Genomic DNA, 19,937 nt, shown 5'->3' on the forward strand with positions numbered 1-19,937 from the left:
TGGTGTCACCGTGGTGCTATGGAACTCGGGCAGTACGTTCAGGACCTGCAACGCCAATTGGCGGATGCCACGGAGCACGCGTCGGAAGACACCCGCGCCATCGCTGAACGGCTCGCAGCCAGCCTCGACGCCGCAACGCGGCTTGTGCTCCTCGATGCCCTGTCGGCCGCGGCCGGTGAAATCACCCGCGAGCTCGCTCCGGGCGCCGTCGATGTGCGTCTTCGCGGACGGGAGATCGAGTTCGTCGTTCTTTCGCCGAACATCGACACCGACGGGGACGATCGAACGACCTCCCCCGTCGACCTTGATGATGCCAGCACCTCCCGAACCACACTTCGCCTGCCCGACGCTCTTAAGGCGCGGGTCGACGAGGCTGCGTCAGCCGACGGTCTGTCAGTCAACACCTGGCTGGTCCGAGCTGTCGCTTCCGCCCTCCAACCCAAACAACGACGATCCGCCCAACGGAGCCTGCGCACAGGAGACAACTTCGCAGGCTGGGCGCGCTAGCGCCCTCGCCCCTCCCTGATCCCCGCGAAGACGCGGGGATGGCCGAACACGCCTACCGAAAGGACAGCGTCAGCATGCCCACTTTCCCCACTCCCGCGCCCATCGACCTCGCCGTTCACCTCCCAGTCGGCGCGATCGACGTTGTGGCGAGCAACCGAACAGACACGATCGTGACCGTCGCCCCGTCCAACCCGGATAAGGCGGTCGACCGCAGGGGCGCGGCCGAGACGAGTGTCGAGTTCGACGGACGCAGGCTCACCGTCACCGGCGCGAAACCTCGGTTCACTCTGGTCGGCCCGGCCGAATCTGTCGACGTCACAGTTGAGCTCCCCTCCGGATCGCGGCTCACCGCTGACATCTCGGTGGGTGGCGTGCGCACCGTCGGGCGGCTCGGAGCCACCCGCATCAAAGCCTCCACGGGCGCCGTGAACGTCGACGCGACCGGCGACCTGTGGTTGCGTGCGTCCCACGGTAACGCGACGCTCGGTGCCGCGAACGGCGACGTTGAGATCACGGCCGACCACGGGCAGATTCGGGCGGGTGCCATCAGGGGCGACGCTGTCCTCAAGTCATCGCACGGCAGCATCCGGGTCCAAGAAGTCCACGGTGACGTCGATGCCCGGCTGTCATACGGCGACCTCGAAATCTCTCAGGCGAGCGCTTCGGTCACCGCGAAAACGGCGTACGGCAGCATCGAAATCGGCGAAGTCTCGAGCGGTTCAATCGAGGTCGAGAGCGGCTACGGCGGCGTATCAATCGGCATACGATCCGGCGTCCCAGCCTGGCTTGACCTCTCTTCCAAAGACGGCCGGGTTCGAAACGAACTCGACGGTGACCGTGCTCCCGCACCCTCCGAACAGACAGTTGCTGTGCGCGCACGAACGCAGTACGGCGACATCGCCATTTCACGTGCCCCTTCAAATCGGGCACATTCAGAAGGGATACAGACATGAATATTCCCGCAATCGACGTCCGAGGACTTCGAAAGTCCTACGGCGACAAAGCAGTCCTCGACGGCGTCGATCTCACCGTTGCTCCCGGAACGGTCACCGCGTTGCTCGGCCCAAACGGAGCAGGCAAGACCACAACCGTGCACATCCTCAGCACCCTGATCCGGCTCGACGGTGGTGTTGCATTCGTGAACGGATGCGACGTGGCGCGCGACCCGGACGGCGTGCGCGCTGCGATTGGCCTGACCGGTCAGTTTTCCGCAGTCGACGGGCTGCTCAGCGGCGAGGAGAACCTCCAGCTGATGGCACGGCTTCGCCACCTCGGCGCGAAGCGCTCGAAAACTCGGGTCGCTGAACTTCTTGAACAGTTCGACCTGGTCGAAGCCGCCCGCAAGCCGCTCGCCACCTATTCCGGTGGGATGCGCCGCCGCCTCGATCTGGCAATGACACTGGTCGCGACGCCGAGCGTGATTTTCCTCGACGAGCCCACGACCGGCCTCGATCCGCGCAGTCGCCACACCATGTGGGACATCGTGCGCGCACTCGTCGTCGAGGGAACCACCGTACTGCTCACCACCCAGCACCTCGACGAAGCCGACCAGCTCGCCGACCGGATCGCGGTGCTCGACGGAGGCCGGATCGTCGCGGAAGGGACACCCGAGCAACTCAAGCGGCTGGTTCCCGGTGGACATATTCGACTCCGGTTCGCGGACGCTGATGGACTGGGCAGAGCGGCGAGTCTCCTCGCCGACTCAACGCCCGAAGACGCAGCGCTGGAGCTCGCGGTTCCGAGCGACGGCGGAGTTGGAACTCTTCGCACAGTTCTAAGCCGACTGGACGAGGCTCACATTGAGGTCGATGACCTCAGCATTCACACTCCCGACCTCGACGATGTCTTCTTCGCCCTCACCGGCCGGGCCGAACCCGAGGACACACCGTCATGACCACTCTTACAGGCCCACAGCCAACCGCGGGCGGCGTACGCCCGCACGGATACGTCGTCGCAGACGCGGTCACCATGATGCGCCGCAACCTGCTGCACATGATCCGTTATCCCGGCCTCTCGGTGTTCACCATTCTGGGACCGGTCGTCATCCTGCTGATGTTTGTCTATGTCTTCGGCGGAACACTCGGGGCAGGCCTCCCAGGGGTTGATCCCGCCGGCGGACGCGAAGCGTATATCGCCTACGTGATGCCGGGCATTCTGCTCATCACCATCGCTGGCAGCGCTGGAGGCACCGCAACCACTGTTTCGATGGACATGACCGAGGGAATCACGGCCCGGTTTCGGTCGATGGCGATCTCGAGGGCATCGGTGCTCGCCGGGCATGTCCTGGGCAATACCATCCAGGCGTTGATCGCCGTCACCCTGGTGCTCGGTGTTGGAGTGCTGATCGGTTTCCGTCCGGCGGCTGACCTGCTCGAGTGGTTCGCTGTCGCCGGTCTCCTCATCTTCATCTCGTTTGCCATCACCTGGATCGCTGTGGCCATGGGCATGCAGGCGAAGTCGGTTGAGACGGCAAGCAACTGGCCTCTGCTCCTGACCTTTCTGCCTTTCCTCGGCAGTGGCTTCGTGCCAACCGAGTCAATGCCGACGTGGTTGCAGTGGTTCGCGCAGTTTCAGCCATTCACGCCGTTCATTGAGACGGTCAGGGCGCTATTGCTCGGCACCCCCCTTGGCTGGAATGGAGTGCTTGCAGTCATCTGGTGTGTGGTGATAACGGGGATCGGCTACGCCTGGTCGATGACCATCTACGAACGGAAATCAGTGCGCTGAGCACTCCCCCCGAACGCCGAACGGGCAACCACAGCGTTCGTGGTTACCGCCCAGTCGTTCTGACCAGCTTTCAGTTGAGGGGTTGGCCAACCGAGGTGAGGGGCTCGACTGACCCCGGCAGGGCAGCCATGATGACCGAGATCCCTCCCGCTCCAAACAGGAGGAAGAAGTCGACGAGGGTCAGACCGGTCGGCAGGAGCCCGAATACCGTGTCATCAAGCAGCCCCAAGCCACCGATCGCCAGCAGGCCAGCACCGACTGCAAACAACGAACCTCGAATCGCGTTCGGAGAACTGTCTGTCAACGCGACGAAAAAGAGGAGAACTGCCATGAGGAGGTACACCACGTCCACGAAGATGTCGACGTTGAGGATCGCCAACAGGTGCTCGCCCTCGATAAACAGCCCAATCAACCCGTGGCTGCCAAGCACAATTGCGAGCATCAATGCATATAGTTTTCCCACGAGTTGTCCCCTCTGTAATGCTGGCCCTTCCGTCGTCGGGCAGGCTTTGACGGTGCCGAATCTACCGACGTGCCTACGGTAAGGAAGCAATCCGGTTGCGCGTGAGGCGTTGACAACCAGCGTCGATGTCAGTAGGCCCTGTTACGGTGCCGACATGCCGGAAAGAATCGAGGACTGGTGGGCGCGTCGCCAGTTCTCCCGTGGAACCGATGTGCCATACGCCATCGGCACATACCGCGAGGCGTGGGCGCCATATCCGGCGTTGATCCGGCAGTACTATCCCGACCGCAACGCGGGCATCATGCTGACCCAAATTCCCCCGGCCGCCGACGTACTGTTGCTCTGGACCTGCAGCGCCGGGCACGTGTTCGTCGCCACTCCAACCGAGCAACGTGCTCGCCCAAGCCGCGAGCGTCGCAGGTCAGCGTGGTGTCCGGACTGCACGTCCCTCGCGAAACCACAGCACGTTCGACCCGCGAAATCAGCGGAGATCCGCCGACCACAGAGGCCGGCCCGGCCGGTCTGCCCAAAAACCCCTCGGCTTCCGGTCGGCGAGCCGTTTGTCAGCACGTGCGCTCCCAAGCCCGCGTCAGCGGTCGAAGCACAATTGAGAGCTGACCTTTTCGCACGTTTGGCTGTTACCCCCGGACTCAACGCCGTGCGCGTGAGCCGGCCATTTTTTGATCACCTCGAGGTCTGGCCTGACCTCGTTCTCCCCGAGCTGCGCATCGCCGTCGAATACGACAGCACCGGGCGACACGGGCTCGAGCACGTCGGCAAACGGGAAGAGGCGGATCGCCGGAAAGACCGGTTGCTGCGTGCGGCCCAGTGGGAGGTGGTGCGAATACGCACAGGCAAACTGGAGAAGCTCGGGCCGCACGATCTCCAGTTGTCTTCGGTGACCACCCGCGGTCTCGAGCGACTTGTGGATTCGTTCCGTGACATCCGCGGAGCTATTCTGGTGAACGCTTACCTGACCTGAGGGTTGCAGCTGTGCGATCAGGCGTCCAGCGCGCAGCGAAATCCGATGTGGCTCATCGCCGTGTCCTCGGCCTGCGGCGATCGTGCGGCCGGACGGAACCTGAGGCAGTAGTCCGGGGAGCACAGGTGTGATCCTCCTTTGAGGACACGCCGAGGCATTTCAGGAAATCCCTCCTCCGCGCTCGCGGCGGCAAGCAGATTCGTTCGACCATGCGCTCTCACCGGCTCGTCAGACGGCCTGATGTGCTGCGCCGTGTAGAAATCGGATGTCCACTCCCACACGTTGCCGATCATGTCGTGAAGTCCATATCCGTTCGGCGGATAGGAGCCCACCGGCGCTGTGCCGCCAACCCCCTGGTTGTCGTACGGGAAACGACCGAGCCAGGAGTTCGCCCGCGGTATCCCGTCGGGGTAAGGCTCATCGCCCCACGCAAACCGCGCGCCATCGAGGCCACCTCGCGCTGCGTACTCGTATTCAGTCTCCGTAGGCAGTCGCTTGCCTGCCCACGAAGCGAACGCCACGGCATCCTCGAACGCAACGTGAACGACCGGATGGTTGAGCTTCTGATCGATCGACGAACCAGGACCGGATGGCTGCCGCCAAAATGCGCCAGGCTGCCACCGCCACCATCCCCGCCAGTTGCGAAGATCGACCGGGCCAGACGGAGGTGTGAAAACCATCGCACCCGGAACCAGAATGGCCGGATCAACACCGGGGAACTGAGTTGGATCAAGATCCCGTTCGGCCACCGTTACGTATCCGGTCTCGCGGACGAATCGGTCGTAGTCCTCGTTGGTCACCTCGAGTCGGTCGATACGAAATGACTCGACGTCCCTTTCATGGACAGGCCTCTCGTCGGGGTAGAACTCGGCCGAGCCCATGCGGAATGTTCCGCCGGGAACCAGAATCATGTCCGCCGCCACGTGCACCTCCAGGAGACTTCCTCACGACATACCAGGGTGTCGTATCTTATGCGCCGAAGCGCACCGACGACAATGAACGCCATCTCCTCTGAGGTCTACGTGTTCGCGGTTGAGCCTGTGCCGAGGAGAACGGCGAGCTTGTCCAGGCATTCCTCGAGGCCGGCGAGCGACATGGCACGGGCGTCGTGCGCGGTGTAGCCGGATTCGGTGACGCTCACTCGGCTGCGATGATCGTCCAGCCGATCAAAGAGAACAACATGAGGGACGAAGTCCGGCACACCGCCCGGGATACCAGCACTGGCAGGACTGATGGGCTGGCCTTCGGGAGTGGAGAACCGCATGTCGTATTCAAGCCGATTCGGAGGATCGACTTTGGTGTACGTCCACGTGTTGTACATCACGGCTCCGCCAAACTCGGCCGGAGCTCGCATCGCGACCACCGAGACGCCGCCGCTTCGAACGTCCATCTCAGCCATCGGGCAGGTGAAGCCGAGCGGACCCCACCATTGTTTGACCAGGTCCCCTTCGGTCCATGCCGCAAACACCGCCTCGACCGAGACGGGAAACGTTCGGGTGGCGTGAACGTCAAATGTGGGTTGCGAGTTGCTCATCATGTCGCTCCATTCACTATCATCAACGTAGTGAGATCACTCTGATGCACAAAGCGAAATGAAGTCAAGGGGCCACCATGAGACGAACAACCGGGAAGTCCCACTGCCCGATCAACTTCGGTCTCGAGGCCTTTGGCGACCCGTGGGCTCTCCTCGTCGTTCGCGACATCGTCTATTTCGGGAAACACACCTTCAAAGAATTCCTGGCCTCAGAAGAGGCGGTTGCGCCCAGCGTTCTCGCCGCACGTCTAGCGCGGCTCGACGCCGATGGCATCCTTGACCGGACTCCGGATCCCACCGATGCGCGAAGAGTGGTCTACAACCTCACCGAGGCTGGCCTTGGGCTGATCCCGATACTCCTCGAGATCGCCAACTGGAGCGCCAGTATCGATCCAGAAACGGACGCGCCGCCGGAGTGGATCGCGGCTGTCAGGCGCGATGAGACGACCATGACCGATCTGATCGTCAGGACCGTTCGCAACGGCGGCAGCATCTTTGTTGGCGCAGACAGCGTCGTCGCCTCACTCACACAACCAGCGACGACACAGTGATCGACCCGGGCAACGACGCTACGGTTCGAGGAAGAAGGCGAGATTGACGAGCGAAGACGTCATTCCCTCCGCATGGTCACGCGCTCCGACCCCCACGGGAACGTTTCTCGCCTCAAATTCGACAACTGTCCCGTCGCGCTCTTCCCGGAGACCCCACTCCATTTGCATGGTTCCCTGAAACGCCGGATCGTCGGACTCGAAATCGACCTCCTGCACGACTCGCTCCCCCGGGACGAGGAGCACAACTCGCACCTCGGACACGTCCGAGCCAGCCGATGTCTTCCCCGGCGCTCCTGATGCGTTGTCGTAGGTAAGCACGAGGCGGTACGAACCGCCGTCGCGCATGTCGAACCGCTCGAATTTCCCGCGCATGCCCTGCGGCGGCAACCAACGGACGAGAGCCTCTTCACTGGTAAGCGCGGCGAACACCCGATCTCGGTCAGCGTGAATCAGCAGGCTCGCTCTATCGGTTCGGCTCACCGTTCATCTCCCCGCCATGTGCGAACATCACTGGTCGTTGCTCGACACTCGCCCGCGCGCCGCATTGGTGTCACGCATCCGGACGACAGAAACTCCTACGCCGTAGGTCACGAAGTCGCCCACGGGGCGAACACCGATACCGAGCAGTGAGCCGTGCGCGCCCCCGTCTTCGCTAAGCGTGAGTCCCTGAGTGAGCGCCTGCCGCGCGGCGTCAGGCATCCGTGTCGCTGGCATCACCTCCGCGATTCCCGAGAACGTGATGGTGGCGGCAGGAACTTTGATCCACGGCAGGAGCGGTACCCGTTTCGGGATCGCCACCGTCACCGACACCTCGGGATTGAACGCGATGTGACGTGCCTTCCACTCCCTGTCATTGGTTGTGAACCAAAGCGTGCGATCCAGGGTGAACGGCATCACGCCGGCGGTGCGAGCCTTGCCCCGAGCCGAGACCATTCCCACCACCATGAAGTTTTGCTTCTCGAGCACCCGCCACACGTCATCGGTGGTCAGATCCGCCATGGTGCCTCCCGGGGCTCGCGGTCGCCCCAAAGTACTGCACTTCACCGTCGCGCGGAACCCTGACCCATGCACAGTGGCGGGCAGTCAGCTCCCCCGTCCGCATCACTTCAACAATGAGGGGTAATCCTGTCAAGCGACTATCGCGCTCCTGCTCGCGGCCGCGAACCGGGAAAAGTACTAACGGTGAGGCGACGGTACCGGTGCTGTAAACCCGGCCAGCACCTTGAGCACCTCTTCGGTGAGCGCATCGTGAATGGTCGACGCCCAGACGCAGTTTCTGTGCTCACGAAGCAGCCAGTCCATGGCTTCATCCTCGGCCATTCCGACGTCATCCCAATTGATGCCCGGGTTTGCGAACGTCGCGGGCAGTCCGGTCTCGGGTGAGATGATCACCGCACCGAGGTGGATGTGATTCTCGTCCTCGGATCCCGGCGGTGCCCACAGCAGTTCCGCATCGCCGTTGCGCTCTTCGTCGTGCATGTGCCACGCGTCGCCGCTGCCCGTCCAAATCTGCGGTTCGGCGTGGCCAGGGATGCTGACCCGAAACAGTTTGAAGTCGTTCCGAGTGAAACGCGCCCAGTCTTCTGGCTCGAAACTCGCAGGCGACAGTTGCGCCGAGGTCGCTCCAGCCTCAAACAGGTCGACGGCGTCAAAGATGTCGTCGTCGATCATCTCGATGCAGGCGTGCACCTTTCCGACGAATTCAGCCATCCACTCGAGGAGCAATGCGGTCGTCGGTTCGTCCCACGGTGTCCCCTCCAGGGGCGGACCATCGTGGCCGCCGACGTGAAGGTGCCATGCGACATCGTCGTCGGTTGTCTCGACGTGCATGGCGATATCGCCGATCTCGATAAACGTCAGGGTCAGCTCTTCGTCGATGATCCACCGTGCGTGAAGTCGTGGCTCCGGCAGCGAAGCGGGGTACGGCGCGAGAAGCTCCGGAAGATCGGGAAGCAGAAGCTCCGCCTCGAGTGTCACGACGTCTTGCTCGGTTCCCATTCATCGACCTTTCCGGGATTTATCTTCGCAGCAACGGCAGACGCTCACACGACAGCCGTCAGCCTTTCGCTATTGGCCGTTGGCGAAATCACGAACCTCTCGGACCGTTGGGCTCTTCTGCAGGCCGATGGCATCGGGCGCTATGGTGTTCTGCTGCCCATCTTCGGTGACCTGAAACGAGACGGCAGCGGTGGAACTGATGCCGTCGGAGGCCCCGGCGAAGGCCATGAGGGAGTCGTTGAGAACCGAGTCCAGGACCGCGCCCGGCTCCGCTGTAACGCGCACGCTAACCGTCGAACCCATGCCGATGCTCGCCTTGTGCCTGGCATTCACGCTGGAGACACCCTCAACCGCAGAGATCGCCGACTCAAGATTTCCGGCGACATCCTCGGTGCTCTCAGCCCTCGCGGTTCCGCAAGCGGTCAAACTGCACGCTAGAAGTCCAACGGCGATCGCCAATCCGAGCTTCTTCAACATGTATTCGAGTCCCATCCGTGGCGCCGTGCGGCGACGGGTCCAATCTTAGGGGTTCAGCGAGCCACCTCCCGGGCTGAGCGCCCTCGTCGCATTCGTTCTCAAACGCCCATTTTTTCACGAACGGATGCCATAACTCGCGATCCATGGACGGCGAAAACGCACGCTCAGCGTGAGTCAGAGAGACGCCACGAGTGCGGCCGCGAAGAGGGAGGGAACGCCGGTTGTCAGGACAACCCAGATCGCCGCGAGAAAGCCAATCAGGGAAAGCGAAAATCCTCGCGCGCCCGGCGTGAGTTTGAGCTGCCGTCGCGCTCCGAGGCTCAGGCCGATCGCCGCGATGGCGAGTAGCGTCGCGACGAAAGGCATGCTTGTCACGAAGAGGGAGCTGACTCCGACGACCGCCGCAGCGATGGCGGGGATGGAGTACGCGTGGGGCGCCACGCTCTCGGATGAGCTGTCCTCTGTCATCTTTGGACGCTAACAGCTCTGGCGAACCATCCGAGACACCCAAACCAGGTGACCGAGTCCGGCGCGCACAGCCCCGCCACAACGAGCACGCTCACCGTGAGCACCGAAGAGCCACAGTGGAACGTGACAAATTGTCGGAAACGAGGGTAGCGTAACCGTTAGATCGTCCCGAGTTCGAGCGGGCGAGACGAACCGCCTCAATGAAGGTGAGCAGATGAGCAAGTACGAAGGCGTGCGCAGGACCCGGTCCGTAAAGCGCGGGGATCAGTCATGACGATGCTTGAGTGGGTTCTGGCCGGGTTTCTCCTGATTTACCTCGGCTCGCTCGCCGCAGTCGCACTGGTTGTCCGAAACTTCTATAGAAGGATGCGGCGCAGCCGCGCCGTCAGCGGAGCGATGCTCCGCACACGCACCCGACTGAGTCTGGGGCGGCGGCACGAGGTCCTTTCGCTGCGACTGCGCCTCGACAATTCGCTCGCAAGCGGTCAGGCGGCGGTAGACCTTGCCGCGCATAGCGAGTATGCACACGGTGAGATACCGCGGCTCTTCCGCCGCATCCAGGCCGAGGGAATTGCGCTCGAGTCGCAGTTGCGACTGATGGAGAGCGAGACCGATCCCGCCGTGCTGGCCGAGGCGATACCGGTCGCAAGACGCCGGGTTGAAGCGGTGGCGAGCGTTGTGCACGAACTCCGCTCCGTCGTCGCTACTGGCCTCGCGGAAGAATCCGACGCTGGGTTGGAAAGGCTCCGGTCGGATGTCGACATCGAGGTCTCGGCGATGAACGCTGGACTCCGCGAGCTGCACAACCTCAACGGTTACGACGCACGACAAAATCGACGACAGCACGGGTCGAACCCCCTTGAGATGAACCGCCTGAGCAGAGGAAACAAGCCATGAGCCTGACTTCACGTTTGCGAGCCGTATTCCGCATCAAGGCGACGCACGTCGTCGACCGGCTGGAAGACCCGCGCGAAGCGCTCGACGACAGCTACGACGAGCAAGTGAAGATGCTGCAACAGGTGCGTCAGGGACTTGCCGCGGTCGCGACGGGCAAAAAACGGATCGAGTTGCAGGGCCAGGAGATGGGCAACCGGTATCAACGGCTGACCGAACAGGCGCAAGAGGCGCTGAGTCAGGGGCGGGAGGACCTCGCACGAACCGCACTCGAGCGCCGCTCCCTCCTTGAGCGACAGGTCGCAACGGTGCGTGAGCAGCATGCGGCGCTGCTCCTGCAGCAGACGCAATTGCAGGAGAATGAGCGCCGACTCGCGGAACGTGTGGCTAACTTTCGGGTCGAGAAAGAGACGATCAAAGCGACATACACCGCTTCCGAGGCCCAGGTCAGGGCGAACGAAGCCGCCGCTGGTCTTGGCTCATACATGAGTGACGTTGGTGCGAACCTCAACCGCGCCAAAGATCGGGTCGCCCAGATGCAGGCCCGTGCGGCGGCGACCGACGAGTTGCTCGCCAGCGGCGCCCTTGAAGACCTCACCGCCTCGCCCGATGCCGACCTCGAGCGCCAGCTCTCAGCCGGCGCAGCGCAAGCTGAGGTCGAGCGGCAACTGCGGGCGCTCAAGAACTCGGGCGCGTCCTCGGACAGTTCTGGTGCTGACCGGCCCGGCGGGGGCCCTGACGCGTGGTTGAGTATTGGCCAGGGCCCGCGCTAACCACACCCCGCCCGTCACAGCAGCTGCACCAGCTCGGTCACAGCCGTCGTGATTCGGGTGATGGGTGCGGCCCGGCGTTTTTCGGCCTGAATCCGAAAGGTCGCTTCCTCCCCCACTCGCACCGTGTCGAAGTCGACAACCGGCACAGGGACGTTGTCCCGAGGCAGCACCTCGGCGCCCTCCCTCGTGGATGGCGTTCGAGTGAGCAACACCGGGCGTTCGGCTTCGTTGACGAGAAGGTACTGTGCCCCTGAGGAAGTGGTGATGCGAAACGCCCCGAAAGTCGCTGTCGTGACCGCTCCAACGCTCACGCTATCTTGAGCACTCATCTTGTCGACCTCTCGTTGTTGCACAGTGCCAAGCTCGCCCGGGGCTGCTGGACGAGGTTTCCGTGCCAGGCCTGTCATCGCGCCCGTGACTTCTGCTTCGGTCCTCTCCGGCCCGGTCGAGTGATGAGAGCAACAGTGCACCGCGCGGCTGGTCGGCAGATCACCCACCGAGCATGAAATGTCTGTGGCGGCACGCCGTCACAGAGGGAGCTCCGGTGCTGAGCCGCTCTCACTCGGAACGGATGACGACAGCCCGGAGCCGGAACGCGAAAATGACGACCAGGCCCGCTTCTCACCGCGGGAACAACAGGGGAAACTATGTCGACAACGAACACGCGCCGAGGCCGCATTCTCGGTCGAGCCGTGACTGATGAATCGCAAGCGCTACTGGCAGGTGCGGCGGCATTCGTGGTGCTCACTCTGGTCGCGCTCCTCATTTTCGGCGGCCAGGATATCCCGCTGGCGGGGCGGCTGTCTGTCGCAACAGTTGGCGCGCTCGGTGGCGCCGTCGTCGGCGCAGCGACGTTCGCCTTCTCGGCGTTTCGGGCCAGACAGGTACACCCCGATGCCGCCCTGTTCCGCGCCGGACGGGTTCGCTCACTGATCGATCTTTTCTCCCTGGCCCTGGCGCACGGGATCGTCGCCCTACTTCTGTGGCTCGGCCTGTTCACCCTGTTACAGGAGAGCTTTCTCGGAGCGGTCCTGTATCCGATCGCAGCGGCCGTCATGGTCGGCGCTGTCGGGTCGGCGACCGCATACGTTTCTTACCTCTCCGCAACGCGAATGGACGCGTATCGACTGGCCACGCTGCTCGCCGTGTTCCTCGTCGGCGGAATGCTCGCGAGCATGCTGACCGCGAGCGACCCCAACTGGTGGCAACGAAACCTCAGCGCCCTTGGTGCCAGCGCTGACGCGTCAGGCAAGGCGTTCAACATCACGCTGCTTGTCGCCGGAGCACTGGTGACCGCACTGGCGAGCTTCGCCACGCGCCCTTCGGCAACTCCCCCGGTGCACGCGCCGACCGCAGAGGGGTCAGCGCCCGCCGCCGGTTCGTTCTCTCTTCTTCAGGGCGGCCTGACGTTGCTTGGTGTGTTGCTCGCGTGCGTCGGACTGTTCCCTGTCGATGAGCTCTTCGTCGTTCACACCATTGCCGCGTCAGGAATGGTCGTCACCTACGCCGTCCTGGTTATTCGCGTTCGCCGTTTCGTTCAGGGTGCGACAGTCGAGTTCATCTCTCTCGGATACGCGTTCCTCGCGGTCATCATCATTGCGGCATTGCTGTACTTCCCCTTCGGCTATTACAACCTGACCGCCGTCGAACTGATCGCGGGGTTGTTGATCTTCACCTGGCTGATCGTCCTGGTGCGCACACTCGCGGCGCACGAGACTGACGACGCCAGCGACGGTGTCGTGGAACGACGGGAAGCTGCGGATGGCCGCCCCGTTCCTCCGTCGTCCCCGGCCGACCAGAAGGGCTCCCGCTGAACGCAGCGCCGTTCGACGCCTGACCCGAACCGCAAGATCACCCACAGCGGGTGGCTCACCCGCTCACCGCGCAGTGTTAGACAAGGACCAGCCTCTCGGTCGTTCACGCCGACCACGGGGACGCCGGTACATCACACAGAGAAGGCGGTCGGCACGATGAACAGCTCCGCAGCGGCACCCCAGTCCAAACCAATGGGATGGACGGGTTGGGTCTTCTTCGCAGCCGCGATCCTCTTCGTCAATGGCATGTTCAGTCTCACGCAGGGCCTGGTGCTCCTGACCGACCCGAACACATACTCGGCGGAGATCAACGGGGAGCTCCTCGTCTTCGACACAACGGGATGGGCCTGGTGGAACATCATTCTTGGTGTGCTGCTGCTCGCATCGGGCAGCGCTCTCTTTTCAGGAGCGACGTGGGCCAGGGTGGTCGCCGTCGTATTCGTGGTTCTGAGCGCTGTGTCGCAACTGCTGCTCATCCCCGTGCAGCCGTTCTGGTCGCTTGTCGTCATCGCCATCGACGTACTTGTGATTTACGCGCTGCTGGTGCACGGCGACGAGATTCGAACCGACAGCTGACTCGGCTGTAGCGCCTCATGGATTCAACCTCTGTGGCCAATCTGGTCTGGGCGATCGCGTTGCTGGCCGACCTCGCCATCAAGGTGGTCGCTTTGATCGTCATTCCACGCGGGCGCAAGCCCACAGCGGCGATGGCCTGGCTCCTGGCCATCTTCCTCATCCCGTTTGTGGGCATCGCGTTCTACCTTCTCCTCGGCAGCTTTCGCCTGCCGTCCGCTCGCAGGAACGAGCAAGCGCGCATCGACACCCTGATCGCCGAGCGCGTCGCGGAAATCGACACGCACACGCGAGCGGATGTTGCTCTTTGGCCGCGCTGGTTCCAACGGGTCGTGATGCAGAACGAGGACCTCACCGCGCTTCCAGCCGTGAGCGGCAACGACGCCAGCCTCATCGCCGACTACGAAGCTTCGATCGCGCAAATGGCATCGGCTATCGAGAGCGCTACCCGGTTCGTGCACGTCGAGTTCTACATTGTGTCGTTTGACGAGACGACAGCTCCGTTCTTCGCCGCGATGGAACGAGCGGTCTCGCGTGGAGTCACCGTGCGGCTGCTGGCTGACCACGTCGCATCGAAACGGGTAGCGAACGCGACGGAAACGTTCGCCAAGCTGGACAGCATCGGGGTGTCGTGGGCGTGGATGCTGCCGGTCATGCCGACTCAGGGCAAGTACCAGCGCCCGGACCTCCGCAATCACCGCAAACTAGTGGTCATCGACGGCCGAGTCGCATTCATGGGCTCGCAAAACCTCATCGACCGTTCGTACAACTCACCCAAGAACATTGAGCGTGGCCTGAAGTGGCAAGAACTGATGGTGCGTTTAACCGGACCGGTCGTGGCATCCGTCAATGCGGTTTTCCTCTCAGACTGGCTGATCGAAACCGGCGATCTCGTGGATCAGGATCACGTGCCGCCTGCTGCCGTGCCTGTGTCCTCAGGCAAACTCGTCTGCCAGGTCGTGCCGAGCGGCCCCGGATATATCACCGAGAACAACCTGCGGCTCTTCCTGTCCTTGATCTACGGCGCCACGGAGCGGGTGATCCTCACCAGTCCGTACTTCGTGCCGGACGAGGCGATGGTTTACGCCATCACCACGGCCTGCCAGCGGGGGCTTGAGGTGCAGTTGTTTGTGTCGGAGATCGGGGACCAGGGCCTGGTGTATCACGCCCAGCGTTCGTATTACGGCGTGCTGTTGGAGGCCGGCGTGCGGATCTTCCTCTATCCGGGGCCATACATCCTGCACGCGAAACACTTCTCGATCGACGACGATGTTGCGGTCATCGGATCAAGCAATATGGACATCCGCTCGTTCAGCCTCAACATGGAGGTCTCGCTCCTCGTGCGCGGCGGTTCGTTCGTGGCGGACATGCACCGGGTCGAGGACGCCTACCGGGAGGCGGGGCGCGAGCTGACCCTTGAGGAGTGGCGCAGGGAACCCGCCAGGGCCACGTTCCTCGACGGTCTCGCGCGATTGACCTCGGCCCTCAACTGACGGCGTGAATAAAGCGTCAGCGCATCCCGAGTTGTGTTTCGAGCACCTGTGCGGCCGCTCCCCTGAGGACGAGGTCAGGGTCGTGGCGACCGACCTCGATCTCGAGCCCCTCGACGATGGTTGGGCGCAGGCGTGAGTGCACCCCGGAGACGACCCCGGCCGCGAACGCTCCCTCGACGAGGTCAGCTGGGCCGACAACGACGACAACGTTGATGTTCAGCATGAGCACGATGGGGGCGAGCACCTCGCCGAGCATGCGTCCGGCGGGCTCAAGCACGCCAGGACCGGAAACCGCGACCCGGCGGGAAAGGTGAGGGGCACCGACCACCACGTCGAGGCATCCGTTCCGTCCGCACCGGCACGGGTCTCCGTCCCGGTCGACAGTCAGGTGGGCGATCTCCCCCGCGGCGAACTGTTCTCCGAGCACGGGAACGCCACCGACGAGCACAGCAGCACCAACACCGTTGTCGAGCGCGACCACAATCGCGTCTCGCCCCGCGTCGGTCTGGAACCGGCTGAGGCCGAGCGCAAGCAGATTGACGTCGTTTCCGACGATCGTCGCAACGCCGGTGCTGCTGTGCAGAACCTCGGCAAGGGCAACGTCGCGCCATTGGAGTCGATCAGCAACGTGCACGGTGCCGTTTTCGTCGACGAGACCGGGAGAAGCAACGCCGATCCCCACCACCTGCGCGGTGGTGCGCTCGATCAGGACGCTCGCGAGATCAACAGCGTGGGCGAGTGCGTCATCTCCTGCGGCATCACCGATATCGACCTCGACACGATCCACGATGGCGCCGTCGAGGTCGACCGTCGCGCCGATGAACAGGTCGTCGTGTGTGAGGTCGAGGACGATTGCCACATTGCCCGCTGTGTCGATTGCCACCCGGGATGCGGGCTTCCCCACGCGGGCCTCCGCGATTACCCCGAGGTCTTCCACGGTGCCGGCGTCAACAAGCTCGGCGACGAGTGCGCCGACCGTTGGCAACGACAGTCCGCTGAGGCGCGCAAGTTCTGGCCGCGATTGGGGTCCGTTCTCGTAGAGGAGACGGCGGATGACCGAGAGGTTGTGCTGTCGAGTCGCCTGGATGGCGGCTCCGCCTGGCGTCGGAAACGGCCTGCGCAAAGCCTGCAGCTCCGTTGATGTCAGCGACAGGATGCCGGTCGTCCGGTTGGTTCGCTCGCTTGCGTCCCGCACGTCCCCACCCACATCTTTCTCGTCCTCGATCGTTGTCACCGCACGATTGCGGAGGTCAGATCATCGATCTCCCGCTGGCGCTCATCCTGTTCCTGAATGCGTCCGCTGACACCGGGGCGTTCCTGCCACGGTAGCGGTCCTGCCGCACGACGATACTCCACTCCCTGCTCGGCGAGTCGCCGGAGATGCACGTCGAGCCGTTGTTTGAACTCGTCGAAGTTGCCGCCTGGCCCGCACCACAGCACCTCGGCCAGCGCCGATGCCCGTGGCCAGAGCATGTAATCACGCGAGCGTGCGTCCTCCAGGTGCTCAGCCCAGAGGTTCGCCTGCGCTCCCCGAAGGAACGCGGCCTGCTCAGGTGTTGCCCAGTCCGGGATGGGATTGAACTCGAACACCTCTCGAAGCCCAACGACGACGCCAACCGGGATCGGCTCACGTGGGTCGTCTGACTGCCGATAGTCAAAGTACAGGCGGTTGTCTGGGCATGCGACGACGGGGATGCCGCGGCGAAGCGCTTCGCCGACTCCGGCGTCACCACGCCACCCGAGCACTGTGACGTCCGGCGTCACCTCGTGCTCGAGCACTTCGTCCCACGCCATCATGCGACGCCCGCGCTGTTCGATGTGCGAGCGCAACTGGTCGAGGAACCAGAACTGCAGCTCACGGGGGTGCGTCAGGCCGCGTTCCCTGGTCAGCTCTCGGGAGCGCGCATCGGCTTCCCATGGGCCTGAGGGCACTTCGTCGCCCCCAAGTCCGATGTCGACGGACGGGAAGAGCGCGAGCACCTCGTCGAGCACGACCCGGAAGAAATCGACGGTCGACGTCTCGGCGTTGAGCGGGTACTGGCTGATCCCCCACCGCGGGAACACCTCGACGAGAGGCGGTTCCCCATCCGGGCCGGGCACACCGAGCTCGGGATACGCGGCGATCGCGGCCTGCGAGTGGCCGGGAAGGTCGATCTCCGGAACAACGACGATGCCGCGGGACGCGGCGTATGCAACGATTTCGACGATGTCCTGTTGTGTGTAGAAACCACCATGGGGACGGTCGATCTCCGGCGCTGTGGCGTCGGCTGCACCGACCTGGGTGCGGTAGCGCCACGCGCCGACCTCGGTCAGTTTCGGGAACGCCCGAATCTCGACGCGCCAGCCCTGGTCGTCGGTGAGGTGGAAGTGCAGGCGGTTGTACTTGTGCATGGCCATCAGGTCGATAATGCGCAGCACCTCCCGGACGGGAAGGAAGTGGCGTGCGACGTCGATCATGAGTCCGCGCCATGCGAAGGCCGGTTCGTCTTCGATGTGGCAGGCCGGGATGGTGATCACGCGGGTGATCGCACTGACCGAGCGCCAGATGCCGTCACCCATCAGTTGCAGGAGTGTTGTCGTACCGTGCAGGAAACCTGCCGCGTCGCCCGCCGTGATGGTGACAGCCGATGAGGTCACGTCGACCAGGTGGGTCTCAGCCGCCACCGTGGCATCCGTTATGAAAGAAATCTTCGACGGGGTCTGATCAACGACGTCGACGCGGATGCGTGCACCGGCCCACAGCCGTTCGGTCAACAGGGCAACCGCGTCCCGAGCGTCGGGAACCGCGGAAACCGCGACCGAGCCGTGCATGGTGAACTCACCATCGGCGGTCGTGAAGAGCCGCGGACGGGGAATCAGCGTGTGCGCGCCCATCAGCCCTTCACCGCCCCTGCGGACATTCCGACAACGAGTTTGCGCTGCAGGATCACGAAGAACACAACAACCGGCAGGGAGAACAGCACGGATGCAGCCATCTGACCGCTCACGTCGGTGCCGGTGAGTGGGGAGCTGAACGATGCCAGCCAGACGGGGAGGGTATACATACTTTGGTCCTTCATGAAGGTGTAGGCGATGAGGTAGTCGTTCCAGGCATTGATAAACGTGAACACGCTGGTCGCGATCATGCCGGGGAGAACCAGGGGGAACAGGATGCGGGTCAGCACCTGCCAGGTGCTTGCGCCGTCGAGCTGAGCGGCCTCCTCGAGTTCGGCGGGAAGCGCCAGGAAGAAGCTGCGCATCATCCAGATCGAGAACGGCAGGGTCGATGAGATGTAGGCGAGGATGAGCCCGGTGTACGTGCCGAGGAGACCGGCCTGGTTGAAGACCAGGTACTGCGGGATCAGGGTCGCCGCGCCAGGGATCATCTGGATGAGGAGGATCAGAACGAGGATCTGACGACGACCGCGGAAGCGGAATCTGGAGAGGGCGGCTGCGGCGAAGAGGCCAAGCAGCACGGCGAACACGACGGCACCGGTTACGACGATGACCGAGCTGCGCAGGTTGTCGAAGAAGCCGGCCTGGAAGATCGCCGTTTCGAAGTTCGCCAGGGTCGGGTTAAGAGGGAGGAACGACGGCGTTGTGGTGAGGGCGTCCTTGCGCGGTGTGAACGCGGATTTCACCATCCAATAGGTCGGGAAGGCCCACACCACGCAGAAGATAAGAGCGATTGTTGTGGCGACCGGAGATGGTCGATGAAGCCGGCGACGTGTGCTCACAGGTCCTCCCCCGATCGGATGAGATTACGGATGTAAACGCTCGTGATGGCGCCGAGCAACAGTGCGGTGATCAGCGCGAGGGCCGCTCCGGCTCCGATGTCGAGACCGACGAACGCTGTGATGTAGGTGAAGACGCCGAGCGTCGAGGTCGAGCCGTCCGGCCCGCCTTTGGAGACAAGCCAGATCTGGTTGAAGACGTTGAAGTCCCAGATCACCGACAGGATCGTGACGAGCAGGATGGTCGGCTGAAGGAACGGGAGCGTGACCAGGCGGTAGATGCTCGCTTCGGACGCGCCGTCCAGTCGCGCGGCCTCAATGTACTCGCTGCCGACCTGGGTTTCGGCGGCGTAAATCGTCAACGCGATGAAAGGAACGGCCTGCCAGACCACGAGCAGCCAGATGGCAATGAATGCGAGTCCGGTGTCAGCGCCCCAGTCGGTGTTGGTCATGTCACCGAAGATGCGCAGTTGCGTGAGAATCCAGTTCATCACGCCGTAGCCGGGCTGGAACATCCAGTTCCAGACGAGCGAGGCCGCTACGTTCGGCATCGCCCAGGCGAACACGAGCACGATCGTGGTGACGGTGCGCATGGTGGTGCTCAGCCGGGTCATGAGGTGGGACATGCCAACGCCGATCACCACGCTGCCGATAACGAGAGCAGCGGTGAAGACGATCGTGCGGACAAACGATGCCCAGAACTCGGGATCGGTGAGGATGCCGGTGAACTGGGCGAATCCAACGAAGGAGTACTCACCGGTGAAGAGCGAGCGCTGGTTGTAGTCGGTGAACGCCATGTAGACCATCACCAGGAGCGGAATGAGCGTCACCGCGGCGAGAACGATGCCGGCGGGTGCCATAAGCAGAAAGGGTGGAAGTCGACGCTCTGCAAAGGCGCGCGCGGATTGAGGTTTTCGGTTCACGGTGTATCTCCGGGTCGGACGACAGGATGGGCGCCCGGTTCGGGCGC

Annotated in this window: 24 protein-coding genes; 11 read left to right on the forward strand and 13 right to left on the reverse strand. The window is 63.3% G+C overall.

Annotation, left to right across the window (positions count from 1 at the left end; translation table 11 throughout):
• The first annotated feature begins 18 nt into the window (after nucleotides 1-18).
• The 4 genes from D9V28_RS06090 to D9V28_RS06105 all read left to right on the forward strand — a co-directional run bounded on the left by D9V28_RS06090 (nucleotide 19) and on the right by D9V28_RS06105 (nucleotide 3,234).
• Nucleotides 19-507 carry a histidine kinase gene (locus D9V28_RS06090; protein WP_121658744.1) on the forward strand — a complete coding sequence of 163 codons (489 nt, stop codon included), beginning with the start codon at nucleotides 19-21 and terminating at the stop codon, nucleotides 505-507.
• A 74-nt stretch (nucleotides 508-581) separates the two neighbouring features.
• Entirely contained in the window at nucleotides 582-1,460 is an 879-nt protein-coding gene (locus D9V28_RS06095; protein ID WP_121658928.1) for a DUF4097 family beta strand repeat-containing protein, read from the forward strand.
• Nucleotides 1,457-2,401: an ATP-binding cassette domain-containing protein gene (locus tag D9V28_RS06100; protein WP_121658745.1), complete on the forward strand. Its 945-nt coding sequence runs from the start codon at nucleotides 1,457-1,459 to the stop codon at nucleotides 2,399-2,401. The genes D9V28_RS06095 and D9V28_RS06100 overlap by 4 nt, the downstream gene beginning before the upstream one ends.
• Entirely contained in the window at nucleotides 2,398-3,234 is an 837-nt protein-coding gene (locus tag D9V28_RS06105) for an ABC transporter permease (RefSeq protein ID WP_121658746.1), read from the forward strand. Before D9V28_RS06100 ends, D9V28_RS06105 begins: the two co-directional genes overlap by 4 nt.
• 70 nt (nucleotides 3,235-3,304) lie before the next feature.
• Here the strand turns inward: D9V28_RS06105 and D9V28_RS06110 are convergent, their stop codons facing one another.
• The gene (locus D9V28_RS06110) at nucleotides 3,305-3,697 is read right to left on the reverse strand and encodes a hypothetical protein (protein ID WP_121658747.1); all 393 of its coding nucleotides are present in this window, start codon (nucleotides 3,695-3,697) and stop codon (nucleotides 3,305-3,307) included.
• 154 nt (nucleotides 3,698-3,851) lie between these two features.
• On the opposite strand from D9V28_RS06110, the gene D9V28_RS06115 reads away from it, so the two are divergent.
• Nucleotides 3,852-4,679, forward strand: a complete 828-nt coding sequence (locus D9V28_RS06115) for a zinc-ribbon domain-containing protein (RefSeq protein WP_121658748.1) — start codon at nucleotides 3,852-3,854, stop codon at nucleotides 4,677-4,679.
• Nucleotides 4,680-4,696: 17 nt separating this feature from the next.
• Here the strand turns inward: D9V28_RS06115 and D9V28_RS06120 are convergent, their stop codons facing one another.
• Nucleotides 4,697-5,590, reverse strand: a complete 894-nt coding sequence (locus D9V28_RS06120) for a formylglycine-generating enzyme family protein (RefSeq protein ID WP_121658929.1) — start codon at nucleotides 5,588-5,590, stop codon at nucleotides 4,697-4,699.
• A gap of 107 nt (nucleotides 5,591-5,697) precedes the next feature.
• Nucleotides 5,698-6,216: an SRPBCC family protein gene (locus D9V28_RS06125; protein ID WP_229727736.1), complete on the reverse strand. Its 519-nt coding sequence runs from the start codon at nucleotides 6,214-6,216 to the stop codon at nucleotides 5,698-5,700.
• A 74-nt stretch (nucleotides 6,217-6,290) separates the two neighbouring features.
• Here D9V28_RS06125 and D9V28_RS06130 point away from each other — a divergent pair, with 74 nt between their 5' ends.
• The gene (locus D9V28_RS06130; protein WP_121658749.1) at nucleotides 6,291-6,764 is read left to right on the forward strand and encodes a winged helix-turn-helix transcriptional regulator; all 474 of its coding nucleotides are present in this window, start codon (nucleotides 6,291-6,293) and stop codon (nucleotides 6,762-6,764) included.
• Nucleotides 6,765-6,782: 18 nt separating this feature from the next.
• Here the strand turns inward: D9V28_RS06130 and D9V28_RS06135 are convergent, their stop codons facing one another.
• The 5 genes from D9V28_RS06135 to D9V28_RS06155 all read right to left on the reverse strand — a co-directional run bounded on the left by D9V28_RS06135 (nucleotide 6,783) and on the right by D9V28_RS06155 (nucleotide 9,707).
• Nucleotides 6,783-7,244: an SRPBCC domain-containing protein gene (locus D9V28_RS06135; protein WP_121658750.1), complete on the reverse strand. Its 462-nt coding sequence runs from the start codon at nucleotides 7,242-7,244 to the stop codon at nucleotides 6,783-6,785.
• Between the two features lie 27 nt (nucleotides 7,245-7,271).
• On the reverse strand, nucleotides 7,272-7,763 hold the full coding sequence (locus tag D9V28_RS06140) for a pyridoxamine 5'-phosphate oxidase family protein (protein ID WP_121658751.1): 492 nt from the start codon (nucleotides 7,761-7,763) through the stop codon (nucleotides 7,272-7,274).
• A gap of 177 nt (nucleotides 7,764-7,940) precedes the next feature.
• Nucleotides 7,941-8,762, reverse strand: a complete 822-nt coding sequence (locus D9V28_RS06145; protein ID WP_121658752.1) for a hypothetical protein — start codon at nucleotides 8,760-8,762, stop codon at nucleotides 7,941-7,943.
• A gap of 69 nt (nucleotides 8,763-8,831) precedes the next feature.
• A complete protein-coding gene (locus D9V28_RS06150; protein WP_147440920.1) occupies nucleotides 8,832-9,254 on the reverse strand; it encodes a hypothetical protein in 423 nt (140 codons plus the stop codon).
• Between the two features lie 159 nt (nucleotides 9,255-9,413).
• On the reverse strand, nucleotides 9,414-9,707 hold the full coding sequence (locus D9V28_RS06155) for a hypothetical protein (protein ID WP_121658754.1): 294 nt from the start codon (nucleotides 9,705-9,707) through the stop codon (nucleotides 9,414-9,416).
• Between the two features lie 270 nt (nucleotides 9,708-9,977).
• Here D9V28_RS06155 and D9V28_RS06160 point away from each other — a divergent pair, with 270 nt between their 5' ends.
• Both D9V28_RS06160 and D9V28_RS06165 read left to right on the forward strand, forming a co-directional pair.
• Entirely contained in the window at nucleotides 9,978-10,604 is a 627-nt protein-coding gene (locus D9V28_RS06160; protein ID WP_121658755.1) for a hypothetical protein, read from the forward strand.
• Nucleotides 10,601-11,374: a PspA/IM30 family protein gene (locus tag D9V28_RS06165; RefSeq protein WP_121658756.1), complete on the forward strand. Its 774-nt coding sequence runs from the start codon at nucleotides 10,601-10,603 to the stop codon at nucleotides 11,372-11,374. The genes D9V28_RS06160 and D9V28_RS06165 overlap by 4 nt, the downstream gene beginning before the upstream one ends.
• A 14-nt stretch (nucleotides 11,375-11,388) precedes the next feature.
• On the opposite strand, the gene D9V28_RS06170 is transcribed toward D9V28_RS06165, so the two are convergent.
• Entirely contained in the window at nucleotides 11,389-11,703 is a 315-nt protein-coding gene (locus D9V28_RS06170) for a hypothetical protein (protein WP_147440921.1), read from the reverse strand.
• Between the two features lie 363 nt (nucleotides 11,704-12,066).
• On the opposite strand from D9V28_RS06170, the gene D9V28_RS06175 reads away from it, so the two are divergent.
• The 3 genes from D9V28_RS06175 to cls all read left to right on the forward strand — a co-directional run bounded on the left by D9V28_RS06175 (nucleotide 12,067) and on the right by cls (nucleotide 15,254).
• Entirely contained in the window at nucleotides 12,067-13,188 is a 1,122-nt protein-coding gene (locus D9V28_RS06175) for a hypothetical protein (RefSeq protein WP_147440922.1), read from the forward strand.
• Nucleotides 13,189-13,344: 156 nt separating this feature from the next.
• Nucleotides 13,345-13,764: a DUF7144 family membrane protein gene (locus tag D9V28_RS06180; protein ID WP_229727737.1), complete on the forward strand. Its 420-nt coding sequence runs from the start codon at nucleotides 13,345-13,347 to the stop codon at nucleotides 13,762-13,764.
• Nucleotides 13,765-13,781: 17 nt separating this feature from the next.
• On the forward strand, nucleotides 13,782-15,254 hold the full coding sequence (gene cls / locus D9V28_RS06185) for a cardiolipin synthase (protein ID WP_121658760.1): 1,473 nt from the start codon (nucleotides 13,782-13,784) through the stop codon (nucleotides 15,252-15,254).
• A 16-nt stretch (nucleotides 15,255-15,270) separates the two neighbouring features.
• Here the strand turns inward: cls and D9V28_RS06190 are convergent, their stop codons facing one another.
• Genes D9V28_RS06190 through D9V28_RS06205 form a run of 4 tightly spaced genes read right to left on the reverse strand, consistent with a single transcriptional unit; the run spans nucleotide 15,271 to nucleotide 19,827 of the window.
• The gene (locus tag D9V28_RS06190) at nucleotides 15,271-16,488 is read right to left on the reverse strand and encodes an ROK family transcriptional regulator (protein WP_121658761.1); all 1,218 of its coding nucleotides are present in this window, start codon (nucleotides 16,486-16,488) and stop codon (nucleotides 15,271-15,273) included.
• Nucleotides 16,485-18,128, reverse strand: coding sequence for a beta-N-acetylhexosaminidase (locus tag D9V28_RS06195; RefSeq protein WP_121658762.1), 1,644 nt, complete (start codon nucleotides 18,126-18,128; stop codon nucleotides 16,485-16,487). The genes D9V28_RS06190 and D9V28_RS06195 overlap by 4 nt, the downstream gene beginning before the upstream one ends.
• Nucleotides 18,128-18,970 (reverse strand): carbohydrate ABC transporter permease, encoded by an 843-nt coding sequence (locus D9V28_RS06200; protein ID WP_220700453.1) that lies wholly within the window; start codon nucleotides 18,968-18,970, stop codon nucleotides 18,128-18,130. The genes D9V28_RS06195 and D9V28_RS06200 overlap by 1 nt, the downstream gene beginning before the upstream one ends.
• Nucleotides 18,967-19,827 (reverse strand): carbohydrate ABC transporter permease, encoded by an 861-nt coding sequence (locus D9V28_RS06205; RefSeq protein ID WP_220700454.1) that lies wholly within the window; start codon nucleotides 19,825-19,827, stop codon nucleotides 18,967-18,969. Before D9V28_RS06205 ends, D9V28_RS06200 begins: the two co-directional genes overlap by 4 nt.
• Between the last annotated feature and the right edge of the window lie 110 nt (nucleotides 19,828-19,937).

Source organism: Mycetocola zhadangensis, assembly GCF_003668565.1.
In the GTDB taxonomy this organism is placed as follows: domain Bacteria; phylum Actinomycetota; class Actinomycetes; order Actinomycetales; family Microbacteriaceae; genus Mycetocola_A; species Mycetocola_A zhadangensis.